This window comes from Geodermatophilus sp. SYSU D00815, assembly GCF_054050035.1.
In genome coordinates this window covers 57,237-81,810 of record NZ_JBJGYO010000014.1, presented here as the reverse complement: position 1 = coordinate 81,810, position 24,574 = coordinate 57,237, and the positions used below count along the sequence as shown (strand labels likewise).

Here is a 24,574-nt window from a genome sequence, read left to right as displayed (position 1 = left end):
CGGTCACCAGCCGCGGGCGGCGTACCGCTCGGCCTCGGGCAGCGTGGTGACGTCGATGCCCACCATCGGCTCGCCCAGCCCGCGGGAGACCTTGGCGATCACGCCCGGGTCGTCGAAGAAGGTCGTGGCCTGCACGATCGCGGCGGCCCGCCGCGCGGGGTCGCCGGACTTGAAGATGCCCGAACCGACGAACACGCCCTCGGCGCCGAGCTGCATCATCATCGCCGCGTCGGCCGGGGTGGCGATCCCGCCGGCGGTGAACAGCACGACCGGCAGCTTCCCGAGCCGCGCCACCTCGGCGACCAGCGGGACGGGCGCGCGCAGCTCCTTGGCCGCGACGTGGAGCTCGGTCTCGTCGAGGGTGGCCAGCCGCCGGATGCCCGCGCGGATGGCACGCATGTGCCGGGTGGCCTCGACGACGTTGCCGGTGCCGGCCTCGCCCTTGGAGCGGATCATCGCCGCGCCCTCGGTGATCCGCCGCAGCGCCTCGCCGAGGTCGGTGGCGCCGCAGACGAACGGCACGGTGAACGCGTGCTTGGCGATGTGGTGCGCCTCGTCGGCCGGGGTGAGCACCTCGGACTCGTCGATGTAGTCGACGCCGAGGGCCTGCAGCACCTGGGCCTCGACGAAGTGGCCGATCCGCGCCTTGGCCATCACCGGGATCGAGACGGCGCCGATGATGCCCTCGATCATGTCGGGGTCGCTCATCCGCGCGATCCCGCCCTGGGCGCGGATGTCGGCGGGCACCCGCTCGAGCGCCATGACGGCCACGGCCCCGGCGTCCTCGGCGATCCTCGCCTGCTCGGGGGTGACGACGTCCATGATCACCCCGCCCTTGAGCTGCTCGGCCATGCCGCGCTTGACCAGGTCGGTGCCGGTCGCGGGGACGGGCTCGGGGGTGCCCTCGCGGGTGGGCTCGTGCGCTGCCACGGGGTGCCGCCTCAGGCTCGGGGGACGCTGACGAGCGGATCCTACGGCCGGTCGGTGCCCCGGTCGGCCGGCGTCGGCCCGCGCAGCTCCTCGGCGATCTCGTCGTCGATGTCGAAGAAGCGCGGCAGCGGGCGGCGGGCGTGCAGCCGCATCAACCGGGCTAACCGGCGGCGGCGCAGCTCCCGGGTGTCGCGCACCGCGTCGTTGTAGAAGCGGCGGGCCAGCTGCACCCGCGTCCCGGTCCCGACCACGTCGGCGACCAGGGCGGTGGGGACGGCGATGTCGGCGGGCAGCTCCCGCAGCTCGCGGCCCAGCGCGTTCTCGGCCAGCTCGCGGTCACCGGCCTGCGGAGCGCGGGCGCCGGCGGCCGCGGCGGCCAGCCGCCGGGCGGTGTCGGGGCCCAGGGCGCCGGCGTGGTCGCGGGCGAGCTCGTCGGCGAGCGCGGCCCGCCGCCGCAGCTGGGTGTCCAGCGCGGTCCAGGCCCGGTCGACGCGCGCCTCCAGCCGACGCAGCCGCGTGAGCGTCCACGCCGTCCAGGCCAGCAGCAGGGCGACGACGACGGCGCCGACGATCAGCCACGCCCCGGTCGTCACGGGGCGTCAGGCTATCGCCGGACCCGGATCCTGCGGGCCGACCGGTCCGCGCCACCGGGTTGGTCCAGCCGCGGCAGCTCGTCGTCGGCCGCCGTGACCTCGCCGCCGCCGGGGACGACGACCGTCTCGTAGACGGTGAGGATCCGCCGCGCGAGCACCGACCAGTCGTAGCCGGCCGCCACCTGCCGCCCGTGCGCCGACAGCCGGGCCCGCCGGTCGGGGTCGGCGAGCAGCCCGCCGAGGGCGGTGGCGAGGGCGGCGGGGTCCCCGCGGCGCACGAGCACGCCCGCGGCGCCGTCGTCGAGCACCTTGGCGAACGCGTCGAGGTCGCTGGCGACGATGGGGGCCCCGGCCGCGAGCGCCTCGATGAGGATGACGCCGAAGGACTCGCCGAGCAGGTTGGGCGCGCAGTAGACGTCCACCGACCGCAGGAACGCCGCCTTGTCCTGCTCGCTGAGCTCCCCGAGCAGGGCGACGGACGGGCGCAGGTCCTCGCCGATCAGCTCGCGCACCTGGTCGGGGTCGCCCCGGCCGGCGATCAGCAGCTGCGCCCCCGGGTGGTCGCGGACGACGGACCGCATCGCCTCGAGCAGCACCGGCAGCCCCTTGCGCGGCTCGTCGTAGCGGCCGAGGAAGCCGATCGTCGGCCCGTCCACGCCCCGGGTGCGCCCCGGCAGGGAGGGCCCGTCGGCGAAGGCGGCGACGTGCACGCCGTTCGGGATGATCACCGCGTCGCCGCCGAGGTGCTCGACCTGCACGCGGCGGGCGAAGTCGGAGACCGCGATCCGGCCGCTGATCTTCTCCAGCCACGGCCGGACGATCGGCCCCCAGGCGGCCAGCCACTTCGACCGGACGGTGGCCGCGTGGAAGGTGGCCACGATCGGGCCCTCGGCCATCATGCAGACCAGCAGGCCGATCGACGGCGGCGCCGGGTCGTGCACGTGGACGACGTCGAAGTGCCCGTCGCGCAGCCAGCGCCGCACGCGGGCCGCCGACACCGGCCCGAACTGCACGCTGGCCATCGAGCCGTTGTACGGGACCGGCACGGTGCGGCCGGCGAAGGTGAGCCAGGGCTCGGTCAGCGACTCCTCGCGCTCGGCGGGGGTGAGCACCTCGACGTGGTGCCCCAGGCCGCGCAGCGTCTCGGCCAGGTCGCGGACGTGGTACTGCACCCCGCCCGGCACGTCCCACTGGTAGGGGCACACCAGGCCGATGCGCATCAGGACACCCCTCTCCTCGGGGTCGTGCGCGGGGGGTCGTTGCGCGGCGGGTCTCGGGGCACATCCGACCAGATGCGGCCCAGCATGTGCCAGTCCTCCGGCTGCGTGGCGATCAACCGGGTGAACGTGTCGGCCACGCCCTGCATGGCCGCGCTCACGCGGTCCTTGAGCCGGGCGCCGCCGGCCACGGGCACCTCGGGCTCGACGTGCAGCCGCCAGCCGCCGTCGGTGAACTGGCACACCACCGGGTGCAGCGCGGCCCCGGTCTGCGCGGCGAGCAGGGCCGGCCCGCCGGGCATGGTGGCCGGCCGGCCGAAGAACCGCACCGGCACCCCGCCACCGCCGAGGTCGCGGTCGACGAGCAGGCAGACCGACCGGCCCTCCGCGAGCCACTCGCGCAGCACCGCGGAGCTGGGCCGCTCGCCGCCGGTCAGCGGGACGACCCGCATGCCCAGCGTCTCGCGGTACTCGAGGAAGCGGCGGTACAGCGACTCGGGCCGCAGCCGCTCGGCGACGGTCATGAACGGCTCACCGAGGAAGTCGACCAGCCAGACGCCGGCGGCGTCCCAGTTGCCGCTGTGCGGCAGCGTCAGGACCATCGGCCGGCCGTCGGCGCGCGCCTTCTCCAGGTGCTCGCGGCCCAGCATCACGGTGTCCCGGAGGATCCGCCCGCTGCCCATGGTCGGGAGCCGGAAGGCCTCCCGCCAGTAGCGTGCGTAGGACCGCACCGCCCGCGCGGTCAGCGCGTCGAGCTCCGCCTCGGACAGGGCGCCGCCGGTGACCACCCGCAGGTTGGCCCGCAGCTGCCGGGTGCCGGGTCCGTCGCGGCGGGCCGCCCAGGTGCCCGCGGCGTCGAAGGCCCGCCGGGCCACCCCCTCCGGCAGCAGCCGGACCGCGCCCCAGCCGGCCGCGTAGCCGAAGTCGGTCAGCGCGGCGCCGGCGCGGGCGCGCAGCCCGCGGGCCCGGCTCTCGACGAGGCTCACGGCGCCGGGGTGCCCGGCGGCGCCGGCTCCGAGGACGGCAGCGGCCGGCCGCGGGCCGCCCGGTGCACGGCGACCACGCGCTGCCCGACGGTGATCGCGCTGCCCACGAGCAGGATCCACAGCGCCACGTGGACGGCGTAGGGCACGCCCAGGCCGGCGAGACCGGTGCCGGTCAGCACGAGGATCAGCCGCTCGGTGCGCTCGACGATCCCCACGTCGGCGGACAGCCCGACACCCTCGGCCCGGGCCTTGACGTAGGAGGTGAGCACGCCGAGGACCAGGCAGAGCAGCGCCAGCAGGACGAGGAGGCGGTTGTCGCCGGCCCCGGAGAACCACCAGGCCAGCGCGGCGAAGATCGCGGCGTCCGAGGCCCGGTCGCAGGTGGAGTCGAGCACCGCGCCGAACACGGAGCCCCCGCCGCGGGCGCGGGCCAGCGCGCCGTCGAGCATGTCGAGCAGCACGAACAGGGTGACGGCGAACGCGCCCCAGAACAGGTGCCCGGTCGCGACGAGGACCACGGCGCCGGCGATCGAGCCGACCGTGCCGGTGATCGTCACCAGGTCGGGCGTCACCCCGGCGCGCGCGAGCCGGGTGACCACGGGCGCGAGCACCCGCGCCACCGCCGGGCGCGCGTTCCCGCCCAGCACTCAGGCCTCCCCGGGCGGGGCGTGGTCGGCCCACGCCGCGGCGAGCAGGGCCCGGGTCTCGGTGAGGACCTGGGGCAGCACGCGGGTCAGCCCGATCACCGGCATGAAGTTGGTGTCCCCGCCCCAGCGCGGCACCGCGTGCTGGTGCAGGTGGTCGGCGATGCCGGCGCCGGCGATGTGGCCCTGGTTCATCCCGATGTTGAACCCGTGGGCGCCGCTGACCGACCGGATGGTGCGCATCGCGGTCTGGGTGAACGCCCCGAGCTCGGCGACCTCGTCGGGGGTGAGGTCGGTGTAGTCGGGCACGTGGCGGTACGGGACCACCATCAGGTGCCCGGCGTTGTACGGGTAGAGGTTGAGCACCGCGAACACCGTCTCGCCCCGGGCGACGACGAGGCCCTCCTCGTCGCCCATCTTCGGGATGAGGCAGAACGGGCAGTCGTGGTCGCCGGTGGGCTTGCCCTCGCCGCGGATGTAGGCCATCCGGTACGGGGTCCACAGGTGCTCGAACACCGCCGTCGGGCCGTTCTCGTCGGCCGACACCGGTACGCGGTACTCGTGGCCCTGCGCGCTCACACCGGGACCTCGGCGGTCGGGTCCGCGTCGGGCCAGGCCGTGGCCGAGGGATCGGCGTTGTGCCGCGCCGCGACCCAGTTCGCCACGTGCTCGACGGCCTGCGCGATCGGGACGCCGTTGCGCTGGCTGCCGTCGCGGTAGCGGAAGGAGACCGCGCCGGCCTCGGCGTCGGTGGCGCCGGCGATGAGCACGAACGGCACCTTCTGCTTGCTCGCCGTCCGGATCTTCTTCTGCATCCGGTCGTCGGAGTCGTCGATCTCGACCCGGACCCCGCGCTCGCGCAGCCGCAGGGCGACGTCCCGCAGGTACCCGACCTGGTCGTCGGTGACCGGGATGCCGACCACCTGCACCGGCGCCAGCCACGCCGGGAAGGCCCCGGCGTAGTGCTCGGTGAGCACGCCGAAGAACCGCTCGATCGAGCCGAACTTCGCCGAGTGGATCATCACCGGCTGCTGGTGGCTGCCGTCGGCGGCGGTGTACTCCAGGCCGAAGCCCGCCGGCTGGTTGAAGTCGTACTGGATGGTCGACATCTGCCACGTCCGGCCGATGGCGTCCCGGGCCTGCACCGAGATCTTCGGGCCGTAGAACGCCGCGCCGCCCGGGTCGGGCACCAGTTCCAGGCCGGTCTCCCGCGCGGCCTCCTCGAGCACCGCCGTGGCGACGGCCCACTCCTCGTCGGAGCCGATGAACTTCGCCTGCTTCGCCGGGTCGTCGCCCCGGGTGGACAGCTCCAGGTAGTAGTCGTCCAGCCCGAAGTCGCGCAGCAGGCCGAGCACGAACGACAGCAGGTGCCGGATCTCGCCGGGCGCCTGCTCCGGCGTCACGTAGCTGTGCGAGTCGTCCTGCGTCAGCCCGCGCACCCGGGTGAGGCCGTGGACGACGCCGGACTTCTCGTAGCGGTACACCGAGCCGAACTCGAAGAACCGCAGCGGCAGCTCGCGGTAGGACCGCCCGCGCGACCTGTAGATCAGGTTGTGCATCGGGCAGTTCATGGCCTTGAGGTAGTACTGCGCGTTCTCCAGCTCCATGGGCGGGAACATGGTGTCCGCGTAGTAGGGCAGGTGGCCCGACAGCTCGAAGACGTGCGCCTTGGTGATGTGCGGCGTCCCGACGTAGTCGAAGCCCTCCTCGATGTGCCGCCGGCGGACGTAGTCCTCCATCTCCCGCTTGACCACGCCGCCCTTGGGGTGGAACACCGCCAGGCCGGAGCCGATCTCGTCGGGGAAGCTGAACAGGTCCAGCTCGGCGCCCAGGCGGCGGTGGTCGCGGCGCTCGGCCTCGGCCAGCTGCTCCAGGTAGGCCTTGTGCGCCTCCCTGCTCTCCCACGCCGTGCCGTAGATGCGCTGCAGCTGCGGGTTCTTCTCGCTGCCGCGCCAGTAGGCGGCCGCCGAGCGGGTCAGGGAGAACGCCGGGATGTTGTTCGTGCGCGGCAGGTGCGGTCCGCGGCACAGGTCCGTCCACACCCGCTCGCCGGAGCGGGCGTCGAGGTTGTCGTACATCGTCAGCTGGCCGCCGCCGACCTCGACGTCGGCGCCCTCGGCGACCTCCCCGGCACCGCTCGCCCCGCCCTTGAGGTCGATCAGCTCCAGCTTGTACGGCTCCTGCGCCAGCTCCTCCTTGGCGTCGGCGTCGCTGATCTCCCGCCGGGAGAACCGCTGCCCCGCCCGGACGATCTCGGTCATCTTCTTCTCGAGGGCCTGCAGGTCCTCGGGCGTGAACGGCCGCTCCGGGTCGAAGTCGTAGTAGAAGCCGTTCTCGATCGGCGGGCCGATGCCCAGCCGCGTGCCGGGGAACAGCTCCTGCACCGCCTGGGCCAGCACGTGCGCCGTCGAGTGGCGGATGACCGCGCGGCCCTCGGGGCTCGCGGCGGGCACCGGCTCCACCTGCGCGTCGGCGTCGGGCACCCAGGCGAGGTCCTTGAGGTCGCCGGTGGCCAGGTCGCGGACGACGACGGCGCCGTCGGGCCCCTTGAGCGCGACGCCGGCCTCCTTGAGCGCGTCGGCCGCGGTGGTCCCGGCCGGCACCCGGATCGGGGCGAGCGCGGCGGGGGTCGGTGCGGCAGACACGTGGAACTCCAGGGGGTCGCGGGATCACCCGGCCGGTCGGCCGGACAACCAGAAGGTTAGTGCCCGGGCGCGGCCGACCCCGACGGAATACGCCGACCGCGGTCAGGGCAGCAGCTGCACCGGGTCGCCGGGGCGGACCCGGCCGGGCCGGCGCACCTCGGCGTACACCCCGAGGCAGTGCTTCGGCGTCCGGGTGACCTGGAGCTCGACCTCGCCGACGCGCACCGTGCGGCCCACCCAGCCGCGCTCGTCCTCGCCGGCGGGCAGCTCGAGCAGCAGGTTGGCCCGCGGGTCGCCGGCCGAGCAGCCCTCGGGCACGTCGCCGGCGGCGGCGCGGTCGATCGCCGCCCGGCTGACCAGGTGCACCGCGGCGGCGTCGACCTGGGGCGCGCCGTCGTCCGGGGCGGCGGCCCGCGCCAGGCGCACCGGGCGGCCGAGCACCTGGGTGAGCGTGATCGTGTCGGCCTCGTCGTCCCCCGTGGCCACCACCTGGGCCAGCTCGGGCGTGCTCTTGACCGTGACCCGTTCCCCCGTCGTCGCGTCGACGACGGCCCACGCGCGGTCCCCGGCCAGCCCGGCGGGACCCACCTCGGCCTCCGGCACGGTGCGGCCGGCGAGGCTCTTCACCGGGTAGACGGACACCTGGACGACCGAGCCCTGGGAGGTCATCAGGCGACGGTACGGCCCCCTCCCCGCCGCCGCAGCCGGCGCAGCTGCGCGTCCAGGTACGGCCGGGCCCGCCGCTGCCCGCCCTCCCGGACGATCGCCGCCTCCAGCGCGCTCAGCGCGCGGGCCAGCCGCGGCCCGTCGGGCGTCCAGCCGCGCCGCTCGCACTCCTCCAGCCAGTCGACCGGGGCGCGGTGCCCGCGCTCGGCGTTGCACCGCCGGCACGCCGCCACCTCGTTCTCCAGCCACGACGGCCCGCCCTTGACCCGCGGGACGACGTGCTCGGTGGTCGGCCGGACGAGCGGGCCGAAGCCGCGGCCGCACCAGACGCAGGTGGGGCCGTCCCGCTCGAGGATCGCCGTCAGCCGGTCGGCGCGGTCGAGCTGGGGCACTCCCCCAGGGTGCGCCCGGGCCCGGCCGTCCGCCCGCGGACGCCCGGCCGGCCGGTCGATGAGTTCCGGGTCCCGCGCCGGTCCCAGCCTCCGATACCACCGAGCGACGGACGCGCTCGTACGCGGAGGAGACGCATGGCCAGGCTCATGTACGGGATGGTGACCTCGCTCGACGGCTACGCCGAGGCGGCCGAGGGCGACCTCGGGCGAGGAGCCGAGGACCCGGAGGTGCACACCTTCATCGGCGACCGCTTCCGGTCCGTCGGCACGTACCTCTACGGCCGGCGCATGTACGAGACGATGGTCTTCTGGGAGACCGCGCACGCCCTGCCCGACGCGCCGCCGCACATCGTGCAGTACGCGCGCGACTGGCAGGCCGCCGAGAAGGTCGTCTACTCCACGACGCTGGAGTCGGTGTCGAGCGAGCGGACCAGGATCGAGCGGTCCTTCGACCCGGACGCCGTCCGCCGGCTCAAGGCCGAGTCCGAGCACGACCTCACCGTCGACGGGCCGAACCTCGCCGCCCAGGCGATCGCGGCCGGCCTGGTGGACGAGTACCACCTCTTCATCACGACGAGCGTGGTCGGCGGCGGCAAGCGGTTCTTCCCCGACGGCGTGCGCCTCGATCTCGAGCTGGTCGAGGAGCGCGCCTTCGACAGCGGGCTGGTCTACGCGCGCTACCGGACCCGCTGAGCCGCACCGGCGGGCGTCGCGGCCCCGGGCACGACGAAGGGCCAGGCTCCCCCGTCCCCGGGTTCACCTGGCCCCACGCGCGCGGTGGGCGATACTGGGTTCGAACCAGTGACCTCTTCGGTGTGAACGAAGCGCTCTACCACTGAGCCAATCGCCCGCGACGGGTACGAGTATAAGCGGCCCTCACCGCCAGAGCGGCACCCACCCCGGCACCCAGTCCGGCACGCCGACGACGTGCAGCACCACCACGAGGACGCCGTACACGAACGCCGCCGTGGCCAGCGCGATCAGCAGCCGCACCCACACCGGCTGGGCGGTCACCCAGTCGGTCCAGCGCTTGACGTGCTTCTTGGTGAACTCGAGCAGCCGCTCGGCCCACAGGAACTCGGTGGCCAGCACGAACAGGCCGGCGATGACGGTCAGCCAGCCCGGCCCCGGCAGCGGGATCGTCACCAGGCCGAACGCGACGATCAGCCCGCCGACCACCCCGACGACCACCCGGTAGGAGTGGTCGGTGGTCCGCCGCGCGGCCAGCCGCCGGCGCCAGCCGGTGTCGCGGACGCGCTCGCGGAGGCTGCGGAACTCGTCCGCGTCGTACCGCGCGCGCCGCTGCTCGTCCGTTTCCCGCTCCCGCTCCGGCGTCGGCTGCGGCGGCGGAGCGGTCCCCGCTGCGCTCACCCGGTCACCTGTCCCTTCGCGACGACCTCCGACGGGGACGTCGGAGCCTGCCGGCCGGGCTCGATGCTGATGGCGTAGCCGGCGTAGTCGTCGAGCCCGATCCGGTCGGAGCCTACGGTGCGCAGGTCCATGTGCGGGCGAACGACGTCGAAGGTGCCGAGCGGGACCGGGTCGCCGTCCCCCGTGCCCCAGACGACGTAGACCTCCGCGGCGGCGTCGTTGGCGGTCAGCCCCTGCGTGACCACCTGGAGCTGGCCGTCCCGGGCCACCACGGTGGCCACCGAGTGCCCGCCCTCGTCGGCGAGCGGCGCGATGGTGGCCTGCCCGGGCCGGAGCAGGGAGCGCACGACCTCCGACTGCTCGGCCACGGCGGTCTCGGCCCGGTTCCGGGCGTCGCCCAGGACGACGGCCCAGGTCCCCAGGGCGAGGAGCGCGACGACCGCCGCGGCGACCAGGACGGAGGGCAGCAGCCGGCGCCAGGGCGGGCGCCCGACGGCGGGGCCGGCCGCCCGGTCGTGCTCGTAGAGCGGGAACCCGCCGGCCGGACCCGGCGGCGGCGGGGCGGGCACGGCCTCGCGCAGCGGGACGGGGTCGTCGTCGGCCGCCCGGTCGTCGTCCAGCGGGGGGATCTGCTCGGTGTCCCGCACCGCCGCGTGCAGCCGCTCGCGCAGCCGCGGCGAGGGCTCGGCCGGGGGCAGGTCGGTGGCCAGCGCGGCCATGACGTCGGAGGTCTCGGCCACCGTGCGCGCGCAGCGGGCGCAGTCGGGCAGGTGGCGGGCGAACGCGGCCTCGTCCTCGGGTTCGAGGGCGTGCAGGGCCCAGCCCACGGCCAGCTCGTCGAACGGCGCGTGGTCGCCCGCGCGGTGCGCGCCGGTCACCGGGTCGTCCCGTCCACCGGGGCGGCCCCGCCGAGGGCGCCGCCGAGCGAGTGCCCGCCGGCACCGCCGCCGAGGTCCTCCCTGAGCCGCCGCATCCCGGCCAGCATGCGCGTCTTCACCGTGCCCAGGGGGGCGCCGGTCAGCGCGGCGACCTCGCGCTGGGTGTAGCCGCCGTAGTAGGCCAGGGTGAGCGCCTCGCGCTGCGCCGCGGGCAGGACGCCCAGGGCTCCGCGCACCCGCGCGGAGACCACCCGCTCCCAGGCCTGGTCCTCGACGTCGCGCGCCTCGGTGGGTTCGCGCAGGACCAGCTCGGCCCCCGCCCGCGAGTGCCGCCGGCGCTGGGACTCCTCGCGGCGGACGGCGTCCACGGCCCGGTGGTGGACCATGGCCAGCACCCAGGAGGCGAAGCTGCCCCGCGACCGGTCGAAGGCGCCGGGGTCGCGCCACACGCTCAGGAAGACGTCCTGCAGCACGTCCTCGGCCAGCGCGTCGTCGCCGAGGAGCCGCCGCGCCAGCGCGAACGCCGGGCGGCGGAACCGCGCGTAGAGGTCGTCGACCGCTTCCCGGTCCCCCGCCCGGATCCGGCGGACGAGTGCGACGTCGGCCGGGTCGTCCGCCGAGCGCCGTTCCGGGCGGCTCACGGCTCCCATCGTCACACGTCCTCCCCGCGACGAGCAGGGGTTCCGGCCTGGTGCCCGTGGGGCGGATGTGACTCGTGCGGCAAGTCGCGTATCAGGACGTCACCAACCGGGCACCCCCTCGTTGTGAGAAACATGGCGCGCCGCTCCTCGTCCCGGTACTCCTGCCCGCTGACCCTCCAGCTGATCGGCCCGCGCTCGTGGACCGAGGTCCCGGCGCTGCTCTCGTACGACGCCGCCGACCCCTTCGCCGTCCGGATCACCTTCGGGCAGACCGGTGGCGGGGCCGCCGACGACGGGGTCACCTGGCTGATGGGCCGCGACCTGCTGCGGGCCGGCCTGGACCACCCCGCCGGGGACGGCGACGTCCGCCTGTGGCCGGCCTCGGCCACGGCCGACGCCCTCTTCCTCCACCTGCGCGCACCGTCCGGCGAGGCGCTGTTCGAGCTCTCCCGCGCGACGCTGACCGCGTTCCTGCGCCAGACCGAGGTGCTCGTGCCGGCGGGGGGCGAGTCGGCGGCCCTCGACCTCGACGAGGAGCTCACCCTGCTGCTGTCGAACGGTGGCGCCGACCCGACAGGGCGCTGACCAGCGGATATGCGTTCCGAGGACCCCCGGGCGACCCCCCTGCACCACCACCCCGGGACGGCCGTGTAAAGTTCTCGACGCAACGCGGACGTGGCTCAGTTGGTAGAGCATCACCTTGCCAAGGTGAGGGTCGCGGGTTCGAATCCCGTCGTCCGCTCGGAACCTCGGGCGCCGGTCGCGAGACCGGCGCCCGTGTGCGGTGGAGTGGCCGAGAGGCGAGGCAACGGCCTGCAAAGCCGTCTACACGGGTTCAAATCCCGTCTCCACCTCGTCGTCTCCCTCGCGGGGCACGAGCGCGGAGGAGGGTCCGGCCGCCAGGCCGGCACGGGCGATTGGCGCAGTGGTAGCGCGCTACCTTGACACGGTAGAGGTCACTGGTTCGAACCCAGTATCGCCCACGCGGCACCGAGGCCCCGGGTCACCGACCCGGGGCCTCGGCCCGTTCCGGGGCAGGCCGTTCCAGCGCCGGGCCGCCCGCGGCCACCGCGACGGCCCCGCCGGTCAGCCGGTGCGCGGGACCACCCGCTCGGTCCAGAAGCGGTCCACCTGCGCCGCCAGCTCCTCCCGCGTGCCGCTGTTGTCCAGGACGACGTCGGCGACGGCCCGGCGCTGCTCGTCGGTGGCCTGCGCGGCGATCCGGGCGCGGGCGTCGGGCTCGGCCAGCCCGCGCCGCACGAGCCGGGCCACGCGGGTCCCGAGGTCGGCCTCCACGACCAGCACCAGGTCGTAGCGCCCCGCCTGGCCGGTCTCGACCAGCAGGGGGATGTCGTGGACCAGGACGGCGTCCGGCGGGGCCGCAGCGGCCAGCTCGGCGGCGCGGGCGCGCACCAGGGGGTGCACGATGCCGTCCAGGCGGGCGCGGGCCTGCGGGTCGGCGAAGACCACCGCGGCCAGCGCCGGCCGGTCGAGTGCGCCGTCCGGGCCGAGGACGCCGTCCCCGAACGCCTCGACGACGGCCGCCAGGCCGGGCGTGCCGGGCTCGACGACCTCCCGGGCGATCCGGTCGGCGTCCACGACCACCGCGCCGCGCTCGGCCAGCAGGGCCGACACGGTGCTCTTGCCCGATCCGATGCCGCCGGTCAGCCCGATGTTCAGCACCGGGCGAACCTATCCGGCGTCAGGTCACGGAACGGCAACAGCCGGAACTCGCGCACGGCGCGTCGCACCAGTCACAGGAGTTCTCACCCATAACGTCCGTCCCGGCGCTCTTCCCCCGCCGAGAGAGGCAGAACCACACCATGTCCCGTGCCATGCACACCCGCCCCTCGACCCCGTCCGCCGGCCGTCGCGGCCCCGGTCGCCACCGGATGGAGCGCGCCGGCGGGGTGCGCGTCACCGACCTGCCCGCCGTCCGGGAGCGCCTGCAGGCCGACCGCGGCGACGCCCCGCAGCGCAACGCCTTCCTGCGCTGGCTGCTGCCCACCGCCCCCGCCGGCCGGCACACCTGGAACTTCCTGGCCACGTCCGGCGGCCGGCCGCGCACGGCCTTCGCGATCATCCTCTCGCTCTAGAAGGACCACCCTCCTCCCACGCCTCGCACGTTCGGCGCGGGCCCCTGGAGGGTGGCCGTTCCAGCACCTCACCGACTCGCCGGCCGGGGAACGACAGAGGCCCGGAACCCCTCGGGGTTCCGGGCCTCTGCTCGCTGTCGCGGGTCAGACCGTCAGACGGTCACTCCCCGCCGGCCAGCTTGGCGCGCAGCGCGGCGAGCGCCTCGTCGCTGGCCAGCGTGCCGCCGCTGGTGTCGGCGCCGGCGGTGTCACCGCTGGAGTAGTTGCCACCGGCCGCGGCCTCGGCGTCGGCCGCGCGGGCCTCGGCGATCTGCTTGCGGTGCGCCTCGAACCGGGCCTGGGCCTCGGCGTACTGCCGCTCCCAGGTCTCGCGGGCCTCCTCGTAGCCCTCGAGCCACTCGCCCGTCTCCGGGTCGAAGCCCTCGGGGTAGATGTAGTTGCCCTGCTCGTCGTACGAGGCGGCCATGCCGTAGGCGGCCGGGTCGAACACGTCGTCGTCGCCGATGACGCCCTCGTTGGCCTGCTTGAGCGACAGCGAGATCCGCCGGCGGTCGAGGTCGATGTCGATGACCTTGACCAGGATCTCGTCGCCGACCTGGACGACCTGCTCCGGGATCTCCACGTGGCGCTCGGCCAGCTCGGAGATGTGGACCAGGCCCTCGATGCCCTCGTCGACGCGGACGAACGCACCGAACGGCACCAGCTTGGTGACCTTGCCGGGCACGACCTGGCCGATCTGGTGCGTGCGGGCGAACTGGCGCCACGGGTCCTCCTGCGTCGCCTTCAGCGACAGGGAGACCCGCTCGCGGTCGAGGTCGACGTCGAGGACCTCGACGGTGACCTCCTGGCCCACCTCGACCACCTCGGACGGGTGGTCGATGTGCTTCCAGGACAGCTCGGAGACGTGCACCAGGCCGTCGACGCCGCCGAGGTCGACGAACGCGCCGAAGTTGACGATCGAGGAGACGACGCCGGTGCGCACCTGGCCCTTGGCGAGCTTGTTGAGGAACTCGCTGCGGACCTCGGACTGGGTCTGCTCCAGCCACTGGCGGCGGGAGAGGACGACGTTGTTGCGGTTCTTGTCGAGCTCGATGATCTTGGCCTCGAGCTCGCGGCCCACGTAGGGCTGCAGGTCGCGGACGCGGCGCATCTCGACCAGCGAGGCGGGGAGGAACCCGCGCAGGCCGATGTCGAGGATGAGACCACCCTTGACGACCTCGATGACGGTGCCGGTGACGACCTCGTCGGCTTCCTTCTTGGCCTCGATCGTGCCCCAGGCGCGCTCGTACTGGGCGCGCTTCTTGGACAGGATCAGGCGGCCTTCCTTGTCCTCCTTCTGGAGGACGAGAGCTTCCACCTCGTCGCCGACCTTGACGACCTCGTTGGGGTCGACGTCGTGCTTGATGGACAGCTCGCGCGAGGGGATGACGCCCTCGGTCTTGTAGCCGATGTCCAGCAGCACCTCGTCCCGGTCGACCTTGACGATCACGCCTTCGACGATGTCGCCGTCGTTGAAGTACTTGATGGTCTGGTCGATCGCGGCGAGGAAGTCCTCTGCGGTACCGATGTCGTTGACCGCGATCTGGGGGGTGCTGGCGGGACGGACCTGGGTGGAGGTCATGTGGTCGAGTGCTCCGGACGGTTGGAACGTAGGGACAGGGACACCCGCGGCCGGTTGACCGCGGGAAGAGCGGGGAGAGCCGGCGGGCGCCGTTCCCCTTGACCGGGGCACAACGCTGACAGACCTCAGGCGCATTCCCATCGTACGGACGCAGGAGGGGGTCGGTCCACCTGGGTCGCAAGACCCTGCCGGGCCCGGGCGTGCCAGTCTGGGACGGCATGAGCGCTCCCCCGCCGTCCGACGACGACCTGCCCCTCGGCACCGACGGGTACCCGGCCGCCAGCGGCGTCGTGCGCCGGCCCACCGGGACGGCGGAGTCGGTCCGCGCGAACCGCCGGTGGTGGGACGCCGCCGCGCCGGCCTACCTCGCCGAGCACGGCCGCGACCTCGGCGAGGTGGACTTCCTGTGGTGCCCGGAGGGGCTGCGGGAGGAGGACGCGCACCTGCTCGGCGACGTCGCCGGCCGGCGGGTGCTCGAGATCGGCTGCGGCTCGGCGCCCTGCTCGCGGTGGCTGCTGCGGGCCGGGGCCGCGCCGGTCGCGCTGGACCTCTCGGCCGGCATGCTCCGCCGGGCCGCCGCGCTCAACCTCTCCACCGGCCTGGCGGTCCCGCTGGTGCAGGCCGACGCGGGGGCGCTGCCGCTGGCCGACGCGAGCGTCGACCTCGCCTGCTCGGCGTTCGGCGGGCTGCCGTTCGTCGCCGACGTCGAGGGCGCGCTGCGGGAGGTGGCCCGGGTGCTGCGGCCGGGCGGGCGGCTGGTCGCCTCGGTGAACCACCCGCTGCGCTGGCCGCTGCCCGACTCCCCCGACCCGGACGACCTGCGGGTCATCGGCTCCTACTTCGACCGCACGCCGTACGTGGAGACCGACGACTCCGGGCGCACCGTCTACGTCGAGCACCACCGGACCGTCGGGGACTGGGTCCGCGCCGTGGTCGGCGCCGGCCTGGTGCTCACCGATCTGCTCGAGCCGGAGTGGACGCCCGGCCGCACCCAGGTCTGGGGCCAGTGGTCCCCCGCGCGGGGCGCCCTGGTCCCCGGCACGCTGATCCTCGTCTGCCACCGACCCGGCGGCTGATCACCCCGGCCGGATGACGCGGCCGGCGACCGGGTGCGCCACGGTGGCCGGTGCCGGCCGCCGCGCACCCGGCGCGGCCCCCGGCCGAGGAGGGCGCCATGTCCGACACCCGCGCGCACGAGGTCGCGCCCCGGCGGCGCGGCTGGGCCGGGGTGATGGTCTTCGCCGCGTTCATGATGATCATGACCGGGGTGTTCCAGGCGATCGCCGGCCTCGCGGCCCTGTTCAACGACGACTACTACCGCGTGACGGCGAGCGGCCACGTCCTCGACATCACCTACAGCGTCTGGGGATGGGTGCACCTGGCGCTCGGGGCCGTGCTGCTCCTGGCCGGCTTCGGGGTGCTCAACGGGACCAAGCTGGCCCGCGAGATCGGCGTCGTGTGCGCCGTGCTCAGCGCGACGGTCGCACTGGCGTTCAGCCCGGCCGACCCCGCCTGGGCGGTCCTGGTGATCACCATCGACGTCCTGGTGATCTACGCGCTCACCGTGCACGGCCACGCGCTGGACGACGCGCTCTGAGCCGGGCTCACCAGAGGTCGCCGTCGCGCCAGTCGCAGGTGAGCTCCTCGTCCGGGTCGAGCACGAACGGGCCGGGCAGGACGTGCACCGAGCCGTCGTCGTCGGGGGTGGGCCGGACCCCCGACGGCGTGAGCGCCGACGTGCGGCCGCGCCACGGCTGCCAGCCGCGGGCGAGGTAGAGCGCGGCGCCGTCGTCGGTGGCGCTGAGCGCCCCGAGGTCGTAGGCCGGGCCGATGACGCCCTCCAGCGCGGCCATCACCGCGGAGGCGACGCCGCGGCGGCGGACGTCGGGGTCGACCGCCACGGCCTCGACGTACCCGGCCCGCAGCGCTCGGCCTCGGTGGAGCAGCCGCCGCTGGACGACGGCGCCGTGCCCCACGAGCCGGTCGCCGTCGTGGGCGAGGGCGTGCAGGCCGCCGAGCGAGTGCTCCCAGTCGTCGTCGCCGAACTCACCGTCGAACGACGTGTCGAGCAGCCGCCGCACCGCACCCCGGGTCCTGGCGTCCAGGCCCGAGGTGTGCACCAGCGACACGGCCACCACGACTAGTGCGCCGCGGCGTCCCAGCTGGCGCCGAAGCCGACCGACACCTCGAGCGGCACCGACAGCGAGGCGGCACCGGCCATCTCGCGGCGGACGAGCTCCTCCAGCTTCTCCCGCTCCCCCGGCGCCACCTCGAGCACGAGTTCGTCGTGGACCTGCAGCAGCATCCGCGACGACAGGCCTTCGTCGGCGATGGCCCGCTCCACGTTCAGCATGGCGACCTTGATGACGTCGGCCGCCGAGCCCTGGATGGGGGCGTTGAGCGCCATCCGCTCGGCCATCTCCCGGCGCTGCCGGTTGTCGCTGGTCAGGTCGGGCAGGTAGCGGCGGCGGCCGAGCGTGGTCTCGGTGTAGCCGGTCTGCCGGGCGTCGTCGACGACGCCGTCGAGGTAGTCGCGGATCCCGCCGAAGCGCTCGAAGTAGGCGTGCATCTGCTCGCGCGCCTCCTCCGGGGTGATCCGCAGCTGCTGGGCCAGCCCGTAGGCCGACAGCCCGTACGCCAGGCCGTAGCTCATGGCCTTGATCCGCCGCCGCATCTCGGGGTCGACGTCCTCGATGGGGATGCCGAAGGCGCGGGAGGCGACGAAGGAGTGCAGGTCCTCCCCCGACGTGAAGGCCTCGATGAGCCCCTCGTCGCCGGACAGGTGGGCCATGATCCGCATCTCGATCTGGCTGTAGTCGGCGGTCATCAGCGACTCGTAGCCGGCGCCCACCACGAACGCCTGCCGGATCCGCCGGCCCTCCGCCGACCGGATCGGGATGTTCTGCAGGTTCGGGTCGATCGACGACAGCCGCCCGGTGGCCGCGATCGTCTGCTGGAACGTGGTGTGGATCCGCCCGACCTCGTCGACCATCGGGATGAGGCCGTCGATGACCGTGCGCAGCCGGGTGACGTCGCGGTGGCGCAGCAGGTGCTCGAGGAACGGGTGGCCGGTCTGCGCGAGCAGCCAGGTGAGCGCGTCGGCGTCGGTGGTGTAGCCGCTCTTGATCTTCTTGGTCTTGGGCAGCCCCAGCTCGTCGAAGAGCACGCCCTGCAGCTGCTTGGGCGAGCCGAGGTTCACCTCGCGGCCGATGACGGCGTAGCACTCGGCGGCCGCGGCGGAGACCTCGTCGGCGAACTCGCGCTGCAGCGCCTGGAGGAACTCCAGGTCCGCGGCGATGCCGCGCTGCTCCATGCGGGCCAGCACGAACGACAGCGGCAGCTCCAGCTCGCCGAGCAGCCGGTCGCCGCCGCGCTGGCCGAGCACGCTCTCCAGCGCGTCGGAGAGGTCGTTGACCGCGACGGCCTTGAGGACGTCGGCCTTGGCGGCCTCGGCGGCGAGGTCCTCCTCGGACGGCCCCAGGCCGTCGAGGGTCAGCTGGGCCTCCTCGGCGGCGGCGTCCTTGAGCTCGCGCCGCAGGTACCGGACGGCGAGGTCGCCCAGGTCGAACGAGCGCTGCCCGGGCATGGCCAGGTAGGCGGCGAGCGCGGTGTCGCTGACGACCCCGGCGAGGTCCCAGCCGCGCGCCCAGATCGCCAGCAGCGGGCCCTTGACCTCGTGGACCACCTTGGGCCGGGCGGGGTCGGCCAGCCAGGCGGCCAGCGCCTGCTCGTCGGCGGCGTCGAGGGACGGGCCCAGGTCGACGAAGGTGGCCGAGTCGTCACCGGCGGCCAGGGCCAGGCCGGTGAGCTCCCCGACGCCGCGGCCCCACGTGCCGCGGAAGATCAGCCCCGTCCGGCCGGTGGCGTGCGCGTCGAGCCAGGCGCCGAACCCACCGGGCGCCACCGCGTCGACGGAGACCTCGAACCCGCCGTCCACCTCGGGCTCGGCGCTGGTCAGCGTGGCGAACAGCCGCTCGCGCAGCACCCGGAACTGCAGGTTGTCGAAGAGGGTGTGGACCTCGTTGCGGTCCCACGCCTGGGCGGCGAGGTCGCCCGGGCCCAGCTCGAGCGGCACCTGCCGGTCGAGCTCGGTGAGCCGGCGGTTCTGCAGCACGGAGGACAGGTGCGCCCGCAGCGCGTCGCCCACCTTGCCCTTCACCGTGTCGACCCGGTCGACCAGCTCGTCGAGGGAGCCGTACTCGCGCACCCACTTGGCCGCCGTCTTCTCGCCCACGCTCGGGATGCTCGGCAGGTTGTCGCTGGGGTCGCCGCGCAGCGCCGCGAAGTCGGGGTACTGCGCCGGCGACAGCCCGTACTTGGCCTCGACCTCCTGCGGCGTGAACCGGGTGAGGTCGGAGACCCCCTTGCGCGGGTAGAGCACGGTCACGTGCTCGTTGACCAGCTGCAGCGCGTCGCGGTCGCCGGTGCAGATGAGCACGTCCATGCCCTGCTCGACGGCCTGCACGGTGAGCGTGGCGATGACGTCGTCGGCCTCGAACCCCTCGGCGGTGATCACCGGGATCCGCAGCGCGGCGAGCACCTCCTGGATGAGGCTGACCTGGCCGCGGAAGTCGGTGGGGCTCTCCGAGCGGTTGGCCTTGTACTCGGCGTAGATCTCCGAGCGGAACGTCTTGCGGCCGACGTCGAAGGCCACCGCCACGTGGGTGGGCTGCTCGTCGCGCAGGACGTTGATCAGCATCGAGGTGAAGCCGTAGACGGCGTTCGTCGGCTGGCCCGTCGTCGTCGAGAAGTTCTCGACCGGCAGCGCGAAGAAGGCCCGGTAGGCCAGCGAGTGGCCGTCGAGCAGCAGCAGCCGGGGGCGCGCCCCCGACGTCGTGCCGGCGGGAGGGGACGCGGGGGCGGAGACCGGAGCGGACATCGACCGGAATCCTAGGCGCGCCCGCCGACAGCGCCGTCCCCCCGCGCGGAGCCGGCGTCGTCCCTGGTTACCGTCCGGTAGTGACCTCCACCCGCCCCGCCTGGATCCCGGCCGGTTCGATCAGCCCGCTCGACGACAAGCTGGGCATCCGGATCACCGACTACGACCCCGACCGGCTGGTCGCCACGATGCCGGTCGAGGGCAACCAGCAGCCCTACGGCCTGCTGCACGGCGGGGCGACGTGCGCGCTGATGGAGACGGTGGGCTCGTGGGCCGGCGCGCTGCACGCCGGCCCCGACCGGCAGGTGGTCGGCGTCGAGCTCAACGTCAGCTACCTGCGCGCGGCGACGGAGGGCACGGTGACCGCCGTCTGCACGCCCGTGCGGCGCGGCCGCACCCTGGCGACCTTCCTCATCGAGGTGCGCGACGAGCAGGGCCGGCCCACCGCCAGCGGCCGGCTCACCACGCTGGTCAAGGGGGCCTGAGCTACCCGTCGGCGACGGCGCGGTCGCGCCGGCCGGGCGCGGGCGCGCGCCGCGGGACCGGCACGCCGAGCCGGCTGCGCCGCAGGCTGAGCAGCGAGCTGACCAGGGTCTCGCGCGGCACGATCCGCCGCGTGGCCAGCGGGGCGAAGCCCAGGCGGGAGAGGAAGCGCAGCCGCTCGGGGTCGTGCCCGCCGCAGCTGGCCACGACGTGGTGGGCGCCGACCTCCTCGGCGTGGGCGGCGGCGGCCGCGAGCAGCGCCGCGCCGACCCCGCGCCGCCGGTGCTCCCGGTGGACGACGAGGTCGTCCACGGTTACCTGCGGCGCGCCCAGCACGACCGACAGCGGCTCCACGCCGAGCACGGCCAGGCCGACCACCCGCTCACCGGCGCCGGCGTCGGCGACGGCGAGGACGACGCGGTGGTCGGGGTCGGCCAGCAGCCGGGCGAACCCGGCCGCGGTCGCCGAGCCGGGCGGCCGTCGGGTGAGCAGCGCCGCGGCGTGCGCCTCGGCGCGGTGCTGGCGCACCAGCTCCAGGACGGCGGTCAGGTCCTCGGCCTGCGCGGTGCGCACGCTGCAGGACGACGACGACAGCGCCACGCGAGCACGCCAACCGGTTCCCGGCACCGCAGCCTCCCCTGGACGGTGCCCGAAGCGTGCACCCGCGGACGCCCCGGGACGCGGCGACGCGCCGTGGTGACGTGCAGGAACGGCCCCGCTGCCGGGTCCCGGCCTGAGCGTGCGAGGGCCGGGGAAGCGGGGTCCTTCCTCAGATGTCGCCGCCGAGGTACGCCGCGCGCACGCTGTCGTCCTGGGCCAGGTCGGCCCCGGTGCCCTCGCGCATGATCTCCCCGGTCTCGAGGATGTAGGCGCGGTCGGCGATCCGCAGCGCCTGCGCGGCGTTCTGCTCGACCAGCAGGATCGTCGTCCCCTGCTCCCGGATGTCGGTGATGATCGAGAAGATCTGCTGGATCAGCTTGGGCGCCAGCCCCATCGAGGGCTCGTCGAGCAGCATCAGCTTCGGCCGCGACATCAGCGCCCGGCCGATCGCGAGCATCTGCTGCTCACCGCCGGACATGGTGCCGGCCGGCTGGGTGCGCCGCTCCAGCAGCCGGGGGAAGAGCGTGAACACGCGGTCGAGGTCGCTGGCCCTGGTCCTGGCCCGGTCGGGCCGCGAGTAGGCCCCCATGTCGAGGTTCTCCTCGACGGACATGCCGGGGAAGATCCGCCGTCCCTCCGGCGACTGGCTGATGCCCAGCGGCACCCGCTCGTGCGACGGCATGTGGGTGATGTCGCGGCCCTGGAAGCGGACGCTGCCGGCCCGCACCTTGCGCAGCCCGGACAGCGTCTTCAGCGTCGTCGTCTTGCCCGCGCCGTTGGCGCCGATGAGCGTGACGACCGAGCCCTCCTCGACGGTGAAGCCGATGTCGCGGATCGCCTCGATGCGGCCGTAGTTGACGCACAGGCCCTCGACCTCGAGCAGCATCAGGCGCTCGCCTCCTCGTCGGTCTCGGTGCCCAGGTACGCGGCGATGACCGCCGGGTCGTCGCGGACCTCGGCCGGCAGGCCCTCCGCGATCTTCCGCCCGAACTCCAGGACGGCGATCCGGTCGCTGACGCCCATCACCAGGGTCATGTCGTGCTCGATGAGCAGCACGGTGAGCCCCCGGTCGCGGATCCGGCGGATCAGCTGCATCAGCTGCACCTTCTCCGCCGGGTTGAAGCCGGCCGCCGGCTCGTCGAGGCAGAGCAGCTTGGGCCTGGTCGCCATGGCGCGGGCGATCTCCAGGCGCCGCTGCTCGCCGTAGGAGAGGTTGCGGGCCAGCTCGTCGGCCCGCCGCTCCAGGCCCATGAACCGCATGACCTCGCGCGCGGTCTCCTCGCCCTCCCGCTCCTCGCGGCGGTGCCGGGGGGTGCGGAACAGCGCGTTGGCGACGCCGGTGCGGTGGTGGGCGTCGGCGCCGACCAGCACGTTCTCCCGCGCGGTCATGTTCGGGAACAGCCGGATGTTCTGGAACGTCCGGGCGATCCCGAGGCGCGTGATCGCGTGCCGCTTCCGCTTGCCGAGCGTCTCGCCGGCGAAGCGCACCGAGCCCGACGTCGGCTGGTACACCCCGGTCATCACGTTGAAGCAGGTGGTCTTGCCGGCGCCGTTGGGGCCGATGAGGCTGAAGATCTCGCCCTCGTGCACGTCGAAGCTGACGCTGTCGAGGGCCAGCAGGCCGCCGAAGCGGATGCTGACGTCGTCGACCGACAGCAGCACGTCCCGGGCGGAGCGGTCCGCGGCGTCAGGCACGTCGGGCCTCATCGAGGTCGGTCCCCTCTTCCAGTGCTTCCTGTTGCTCGTCGGCCGCCCTCGCCCGTCTGGCCCGCCGCGGCGGCAGCAGGCCCTGCGGCCGGAAGTTGGCGAGCAGGAGCAGCGCGAGACCGAAGACCAGCAGCCGCCACTCCTCGAAGCCGCGGAACCGCTCGGGCAGGTAGGCGACGACGATGGCGCCGAGGATGACCCCGTACCGGTTGCCCGCGCCGCCCACGACGACGGCCGCGACGAACAGGATGGACAGCAGCAGCTGGAACGACTCGGGGTTGATGAACCCCTGCCGGGAGGCGAACAGCGCGCCCGAGAGGCCGCCGATGAACGCGCCGGAGGCGAAGGCCAGCAGCTTGAACTTGAACGTCGGCACGCCCATGAGCTCGGCGGCGTCCTCGTCCTCGCGGGTGGCCTCCCACGCCCGGCCCACGCGGGACAGCCGCAGCAGCCGGTCAGCGCCGAGGACGAGGAAGATCAGCGTGAGCGCCAGCCAGTAGTACGGCGCCTGGTCGGCGACGCCGAACGTGAGGAACGTCGTCGTGTCGTCGAGGTCGACGAACGCGGTGAGGCCGTCCCACGACAGGTGGGGGATCTCGAACAGCTCGACGCTCGGGGGCCGCGGGATCTGGGTGATGCCCCGGGCCTCCCCCAGCCACTCGGTGTTGAGCGCCGTCAGCCGGATGATCTCGCCGAAGCCCAGGGTCACGATGGCGAGGTAGTCGCCGCGGACCCGCAGGGTGGGCGCGCCGAGCAGCACGCCCGAGATCGTCGTGAGGATCAGGGCGAGCGGGATGAGCAGCCACCACGACCACTGGAACTGGAAGGACCCGAAGACCGCGACGGTGTAGGCGCCGATGGCGTAGAAGCCGACGTAGCCCAGGTCGAGCAGGCCGGCGTAGCCGAGCACGACGTTGAGGCCGAGGGCGACCAGGACGTAGCTGGCCACCGTGAACAGCACGGCGCCGAAGTCGGTGTCGGGCGTGCTGATGATCGGCAGCTCGAGCAGCGGGAGCGCGTAGAGCAGCAGGACCAGCGCGCCGATCAGCACCCACTTGACCGGCTTGGGCAGGCCGTCGACCCGGCGCCCGAGCGCGCCGCGGTCCCAACCGAGGCGCTTGCGGTCCGACCCGGCCGTGTTCGCGGTGGCGCCGGCGGGCTTCGACGGGGCACTCATGCGCGGGCCCTCCCCAGGCTCTCGCCGAGCAGCCCGCTCGGGCGGAACAGCAGGATCACGACGAGGAGGAGGAAGGCGACGACATCGCGCCACTCCGACCCGACGATGGCAGAACCGTAGTTCTCCGCGAGGCCCAGGACGAACCCGCCCAGCAGCGCCCCGCGGATGTTGCCGATGCCGCCCAGGACGGCGGCGGTGAACGCCTTGACGCCCAGCAGGAAGCCGGCGTTCCAGCGGGTCACCCCGAACCGCATGAGGTAGAGCAGCGCGGCCGCGCCCGCCATCACGCCCCCGACCAGGAACGTCGTCCGGATGATCCGGTTGCGGTTGACACCCATGAGGGCCGCGGCCTCGGCGTCCTGGGCCACGGCGCGGATGCCCCGGCCGGCGCGGGTGCGGCGGATGAACTGGTCCAGCGCGATCATCATCACGACCGCGCTGACCAGGATGATGAGGTCGACGTTCGTGACGGTGTAGCCACCGATCGTGAACACGCCCTGGGTCTCGAGCGGGTTGAGGAACCTGGTGTTGTCGCGAGCCGCCCGCACGTACGTGTCGAGGTCGTCGCGGAGGCCGAAGAAGTCGGCGATGCGGTCGCGCAGGCCCATGAACTCGGCGAGCGCGAAGCTGGCGCCGATGGCGCTGATCAGCGCGACGAGCTTGGGTGCGTCGAGGCGGACGAGGCGGCGGTAGGCCACCCGCTCCAGGAGCAGGGCCACGCCGCCGCTGACCGCCATGGCCGCGAGCAGCGCCAGCAGCAGGACGCCGATCGCGGTGACCAGCGCGCCGCCGGGAGCGACACCGAGGGCCACGGTCACCCACACGGCAGCGAAGCTGCCGAACATCCAGACCTCGGAGTGCGCGAAGTTGATCAGCTGGAGCACGCCGTAGACGAGCGTGTAGCCGAGCGCGACGAGGCCGTAGACGGCGCCGAGGACGAGGCCGGTGATCGTCAGGTCTTAGTAGTTGTTCATGAGTAAGTTAAGGGTGGGCTGGGGGACTGGGGGGTGGGCAGGGCGGGGACCCGCGGGGCACCCGGCCGTGCCCT

General features: G+C 74.1%; 27 protein-coding genes and 4 tRNA genes. 9 read left to right on the top strand and 22 right to left on the bottom strand.

Features of this window, described 5'->3' with window-relative positions:
• Positions 1–3: 3 nt before the first annotated feature.
• The 9 genes from pdxS to ACI78S_RS16190 all read right to left on the bottom strand — a co-directional run bounded on the left by pdxS (position 4) and on the right by ACI78S_RS16190 (position 8,073).
• On the bottom strand, positions 4–930 hold the full coding sequence (gene pdxS / locus ACI78S_RS16230) for a pyridoxal 5'-phosphate synthase lyase subunit PdxS (protein ID WP_456975118.1): 927 nt from the start codon (positions 928–930) through the stop codon (positions 4–6).
• 41 nt (positions 931–971) lie between these two features.
• The gene (locus ACI78S_RS16225; RefSeq protein ID WP_456975116.1) at positions 972–1,523 is read right to left on the bottom strand and encodes a hypothetical protein; all 552 of its coding nucleotides are present in this window, start codon (positions 1,521–1,523) and stop codon (positions 972–974) included.
• An 11-nt stretch (positions 1,524–1,534) separates the two neighbouring features.
• On the bottom strand, positions 1,535–2,743 hold the full coding sequence (locus tag ACI78S_RS16220) for a glycosyltransferase family 4 protein (RefSeq protein ID WP_456975114.1): 1,209 nt from the start codon (positions 2,741–2,743) through the stop codon (positions 1,535–1,537).
• On the bottom strand, positions 2,743–3,726 hold the full coding sequence (locus tag ACI78S_RS16215; protein ID WP_456975112.1) for a phosphatidylinositol mannoside acyltransferase: 984 nt from the start codon (positions 3,724–3,726) through the stop codon (positions 2,743–2,745). The genes ACI78S_RS16220 and ACI78S_RS16215 overlap by 1 nt, the downstream gene beginning before the upstream one ends.
• On the bottom strand, positions 3,723–4,373 hold the full coding sequence (gene pgsA, locus ACI78S_RS16210) for a phosphatidylinositol phosphate synthase (protein ID WP_456975110.1): 651 nt from the start codon (positions 4,371–4,373) through the stop codon (positions 3,723–3,725). Before pgsA ends, ACI78S_RS16215 begins: the two co-directional genes overlap by 4 nt.
• On the bottom strand, positions 4,374–4,949 hold the full coding sequence (locus tag ACI78S_RS16205; RefSeq protein WP_456975108.1) for an HIT family protein: 576 nt from the start codon (positions 4,947–4,949) through the stop codon (positions 4,374–4,376). It lies immediately after the preceding gene.
• Entirely contained in the window at positions 4,946–7,015 is a 2,070-nt protein-coding gene (thrS, locus tag ACI78S_RS16200) for a threonine--tRNA ligase (protein ID WP_456975106.1), read from the bottom strand. Before thrS ends, ACI78S_RS16205 begins: the two co-directional genes overlap by 4 nt.
• A gap of 102 nt (positions 7,016–7,117) precedes the next feature.
• Entirely contained in the window at positions 7,118–7,684 is a 567-nt protein-coding gene (locus ACI78S_RS16195) for an MOSC N-terminal beta barrel domain-containing protein (RefSeq protein ID WP_456975104.1), read from the bottom strand.
• Complete coding sequence (locus tag ACI78S_RS16190) at positions 7,684–8,073, bottom strand: HNH endonuclease (RefSeq protein ID WP_456975102.1); 390 nt, start codon at positions 8,071–8,073, stop codon at positions 7,684–7,686. Before ACI78S_RS16190 ends, ACI78S_RS16195 begins: the two co-directional genes overlap by 1 nt.
• A gap of 135 nt (positions 8,074–8,208) precedes the next feature.
• Here ACI78S_RS16190 and ACI78S_RS16185 point away from each other — a divergent pair, with 135 nt between their 5' ends.
• Positions 8,209–8,766, top strand: a complete 558-nt coding sequence (locus ACI78S_RS16185) for a dihydrofolate reductase family protein (protein WP_456975100.1) — start codon at positions 8,209–8,211, stop codon at positions 8,764–8,766.
• Positions 8,767–8,851: 85 nt separating this feature from the next.
• Here the strand turns inward: ACI78S_RS16185 and ACI78S_RS16180 are convergent.
• The 4 genes from ACI78S_RS16180 to ACI78S_RS16165 all read right to left on the bottom strand — a co-directional run bounded on the left by ACI78S_RS16180 (position 8,852) and on the right by ACI78S_RS16165 (position 10,972).
• Positions 8,852–8,923 (bottom strand) — tRNA-Val (locus tag ACI78S_RS16180).
• A 26-nt stretch (positions 8,924–8,949) separates the two neighbouring features.
• Positions 8,950–9,444 (bottom strand): TIGR02611 family protein, encoded by a 495-nt coding sequence (locus tag ACI78S_RS16175; RefSeq protein WP_456975098.1) that lies wholly within the window; start codon positions 9,442–9,444, stop codon positions 8,950–8,952.
• Positions 9,441–10,322: an anti-sigma factor gene (locus ACI78S_RS16170; protein ID WP_456975096.1), complete on the bottom strand. Its 882-nt coding sequence runs from the start codon at positions 10,320–10,322 to the stop codon at positions 9,441–9,443. Before ACI78S_RS16170 ends, ACI78S_RS16175 begins: the two co-directional genes overlap by 4 nt.
• Positions 10,319–10,972: a sigma-70 family RNA polymerase sigma factor gene (locus tag ACI78S_RS16165; protein ID WP_456975094.1), complete on the bottom strand. Its 654-nt coding sequence runs from the start codon at positions 10,970–10,972 to the stop codon at positions 10,319–10,321. Before ACI78S_RS16165 ends, ACI78S_RS16170 begins: the two co-directional genes overlap by 4 nt.
• A 123-nt stretch (positions 10,973–11,095) precedes the next feature.
• On the opposite strand from ACI78S_RS16165, the gene ACI78S_RS16160 reads away from it, so the two are divergent.
• From ACI78S_RS16160 to ACI78S_RS16145, 4 genes are all read left to right on the top strand, one after another.
• Positions 11,096–11,548, top strand: a complete 453-nt coding sequence (locus ACI78S_RS16160) for an SsgA family sporulation/cell division regulator (protein ID WP_456975092.1) — start codon at positions 11,096–11,098, stop codon at positions 11,546–11,548.
• An 84-nt stretch (positions 11,549–11,632) separates the two neighbouring features.
• Positions 11,633–11,705, top strand: a tRNA-Gly gene (locus tag ACI78S_RS16155).
• Between the two features lie 41 nt (positions 11,706–11,746).
• Positions 11,747–11,817 (top strand) — tRNA-Cys (locus tag ACI78S_RS16150).
• A 57-nt stretch (positions 11,818–11,874) separates the two neighbouring features.
• Positions 11,875–11,946 (top strand) — tRNA-Val (locus ACI78S_RS16145).
• Positions 11,947–12,049: 103 nt separating this feature from the next.
• Here the strand turns inward: ACI78S_RS16145 and coaE are convergent.
• On the bottom strand, positions 12,050–12,646 hold the full coding sequence (gene coaE / locus ACI78S_RS16140; RefSeq protein WP_456975090.1) for a dephospho-CoA kinase: 597 nt from the start codon (positions 12,644–12,646) through the stop codon (positions 12,050–12,052).
• Positions 12,647–12,798: 152 nt separating this feature from the next.
• Here coaE and ACI78S_RS16135 point away from each other — a divergent pair, with 152 nt between their 5' ends.
• Positions 12,799–13,059 (top strand): hypothetical protein, encoded by a 261-nt coding sequence (locus tag ACI78S_RS16135; RefSeq protein WP_456975088.1) that lies wholly within the window; start codon positions 12,799–12,801, stop codon positions 13,057–13,059.
• Between the two features lie 160 nt (positions 13,060–13,219).
• Here ACI78S_RS16135 and rpsA read toward each other — a convergent pair whose 3' ends face one another.
• Positions 13,220–14,680, bottom strand: coding sequence for a 30S ribosomal protein S1 (rpsA, locus tag ACI78S_RS16130; protein ID WP_456975086.1), 1,461 nt, complete (start codon positions 14,678–14,680; stop codon positions 13,220–13,222).
• A 218-nt stretch (positions 14,681–14,898) separates the two neighbouring features.
• Between rpsA and ACI78S_RS16125 the strand changes: the two genes are divergently transcribed.
• Together ACI78S_RS16125 and ACI78S_RS16120 are read left to right on the top strand one after the other, a co-directional pair.
• Positions 14,899–15,756, top strand: coding sequence for a class I SAM-dependent methyltransferase (locus ACI78S_RS16125; protein WP_456975084.1), 858 nt, complete (start codon positions 14,899–14,901; stop codon positions 15,754–15,756).
• Between the two features lie 98 nt (positions 15,757–15,854).
• Complete coding sequence (locus ACI78S_RS16120) at positions 15,855–16,277, top strand: DUF7144 family membrane protein (protein WP_456975082.1); 423 nt, start codon at positions 15,855–15,857, stop codon at positions 16,275–16,277.
• A gap of 7 nt (positions 16,278–16,284) precedes the next feature.
• On the opposite strand, the gene ACI78S_RS16115 is transcribed toward ACI78S_RS16120, so the two are convergent.
• Positions 16,285–16,842 (bottom strand): GNAT family N-acetyltransferase, encoded by a 558-nt coding sequence (locus ACI78S_RS16115; RefSeq protein ID WP_456975166.1) that lies wholly within the window; start codon positions 16,840–16,842, stop codon positions 16,285–16,287.
• On the bottom strand, positions 16,821–19,559 hold the full coding sequence (polA, locus tag ACI78S_RS16110; RefSeq protein WP_456975080.1) for a DNA polymerase I: 2,739 nt from the start codon (positions 19,557–19,559) through the stop codon (positions 16,821–16,823). Before polA ends, ACI78S_RS16115 begins: the two co-directional genes overlap by 22 nt.
• Positions 19,560–19,639: 80 nt before the next feature.
• Here polA and ACI78S_RS16105 point away from each other — a divergent pair, with 80 nt between their 5' ends.
• Entirely contained in the window at positions 19,640–20,044 is a 405-nt protein-coding gene (locus tag ACI78S_RS16105; RefSeq protein ID WP_456975078.1) for a PaaI family thioesterase, read from the top strand.
• A gap of 1 nt (position 20,045) precedes the next feature.
• Here the strand turns inward: ACI78S_RS16105 and ACI78S_RS16100 are convergent, their stop codons facing one another.
• The 5 genes from ACI78S_RS16100 to ACI78S_RS16080 all read right to left on the bottom strand — a co-directional run bounded on the left by ACI78S_RS16100 (position 20,046) and on the right by ACI78S_RS16080 (position 24,476).
• Complete coding sequence (locus ACI78S_RS16100) at positions 20,046–20,669, bottom strand: N-acetyltransferase family protein (RefSeq protein ID WP_456975076.1); 624 nt, start codon at positions 20,667–20,669, stop codon at positions 20,046–20,048.
• Positions 20,670–20,811: 142 nt separating this feature from the next.
• The gene (locus tag ACI78S_RS16095) at positions 20,812–21,528 is read right to left on the bottom strand and encodes an ABC transporter ATP-binding protein (RefSeq protein WP_456975074.1); all 717 of its coding nucleotides are present in this window, start codon (positions 21,526–21,528) and stop codon (positions 20,812–20,814) included.
• On the bottom strand, positions 21,528–22,337 hold the full coding sequence (locus tag ACI78S_RS16090; RefSeq protein ID WP_456975072.1) for an ABC transporter ATP-binding protein: 810 nt from the start codon (positions 22,335–22,337) through the stop codon (positions 21,528–21,530). Before ACI78S_RS16090 ends, ACI78S_RS16095 begins: the two co-directional genes overlap by 1 nt.
• Entirely contained in the window at positions 22,330–23,526 is a 1,197-nt protein-coding gene (locus ACI78S_RS16085) for a branched-chain amino acid ABC transporter permease (protein ID WP_456975070.1), read from the bottom strand. Before ACI78S_RS16085 ends, ACI78S_RS16090 begins: the two co-directional genes overlap by 8 nt.
• On the bottom strand, positions 23,523–24,476 hold the full coding sequence (locus tag ACI78S_RS16080) for a branched-chain amino acid ABC transporter permease (RefSeq protein ID WP_456975164.1): 954 nt from the start codon (positions 24,474–24,476) through the stop codon (positions 23,523–23,525). Before ACI78S_RS16080 ends, ACI78S_RS16085 begins: the two co-directional genes overlap by 4 nt.
• Positions 24,477–24,574: the final 98 nt, after the last annotated feature.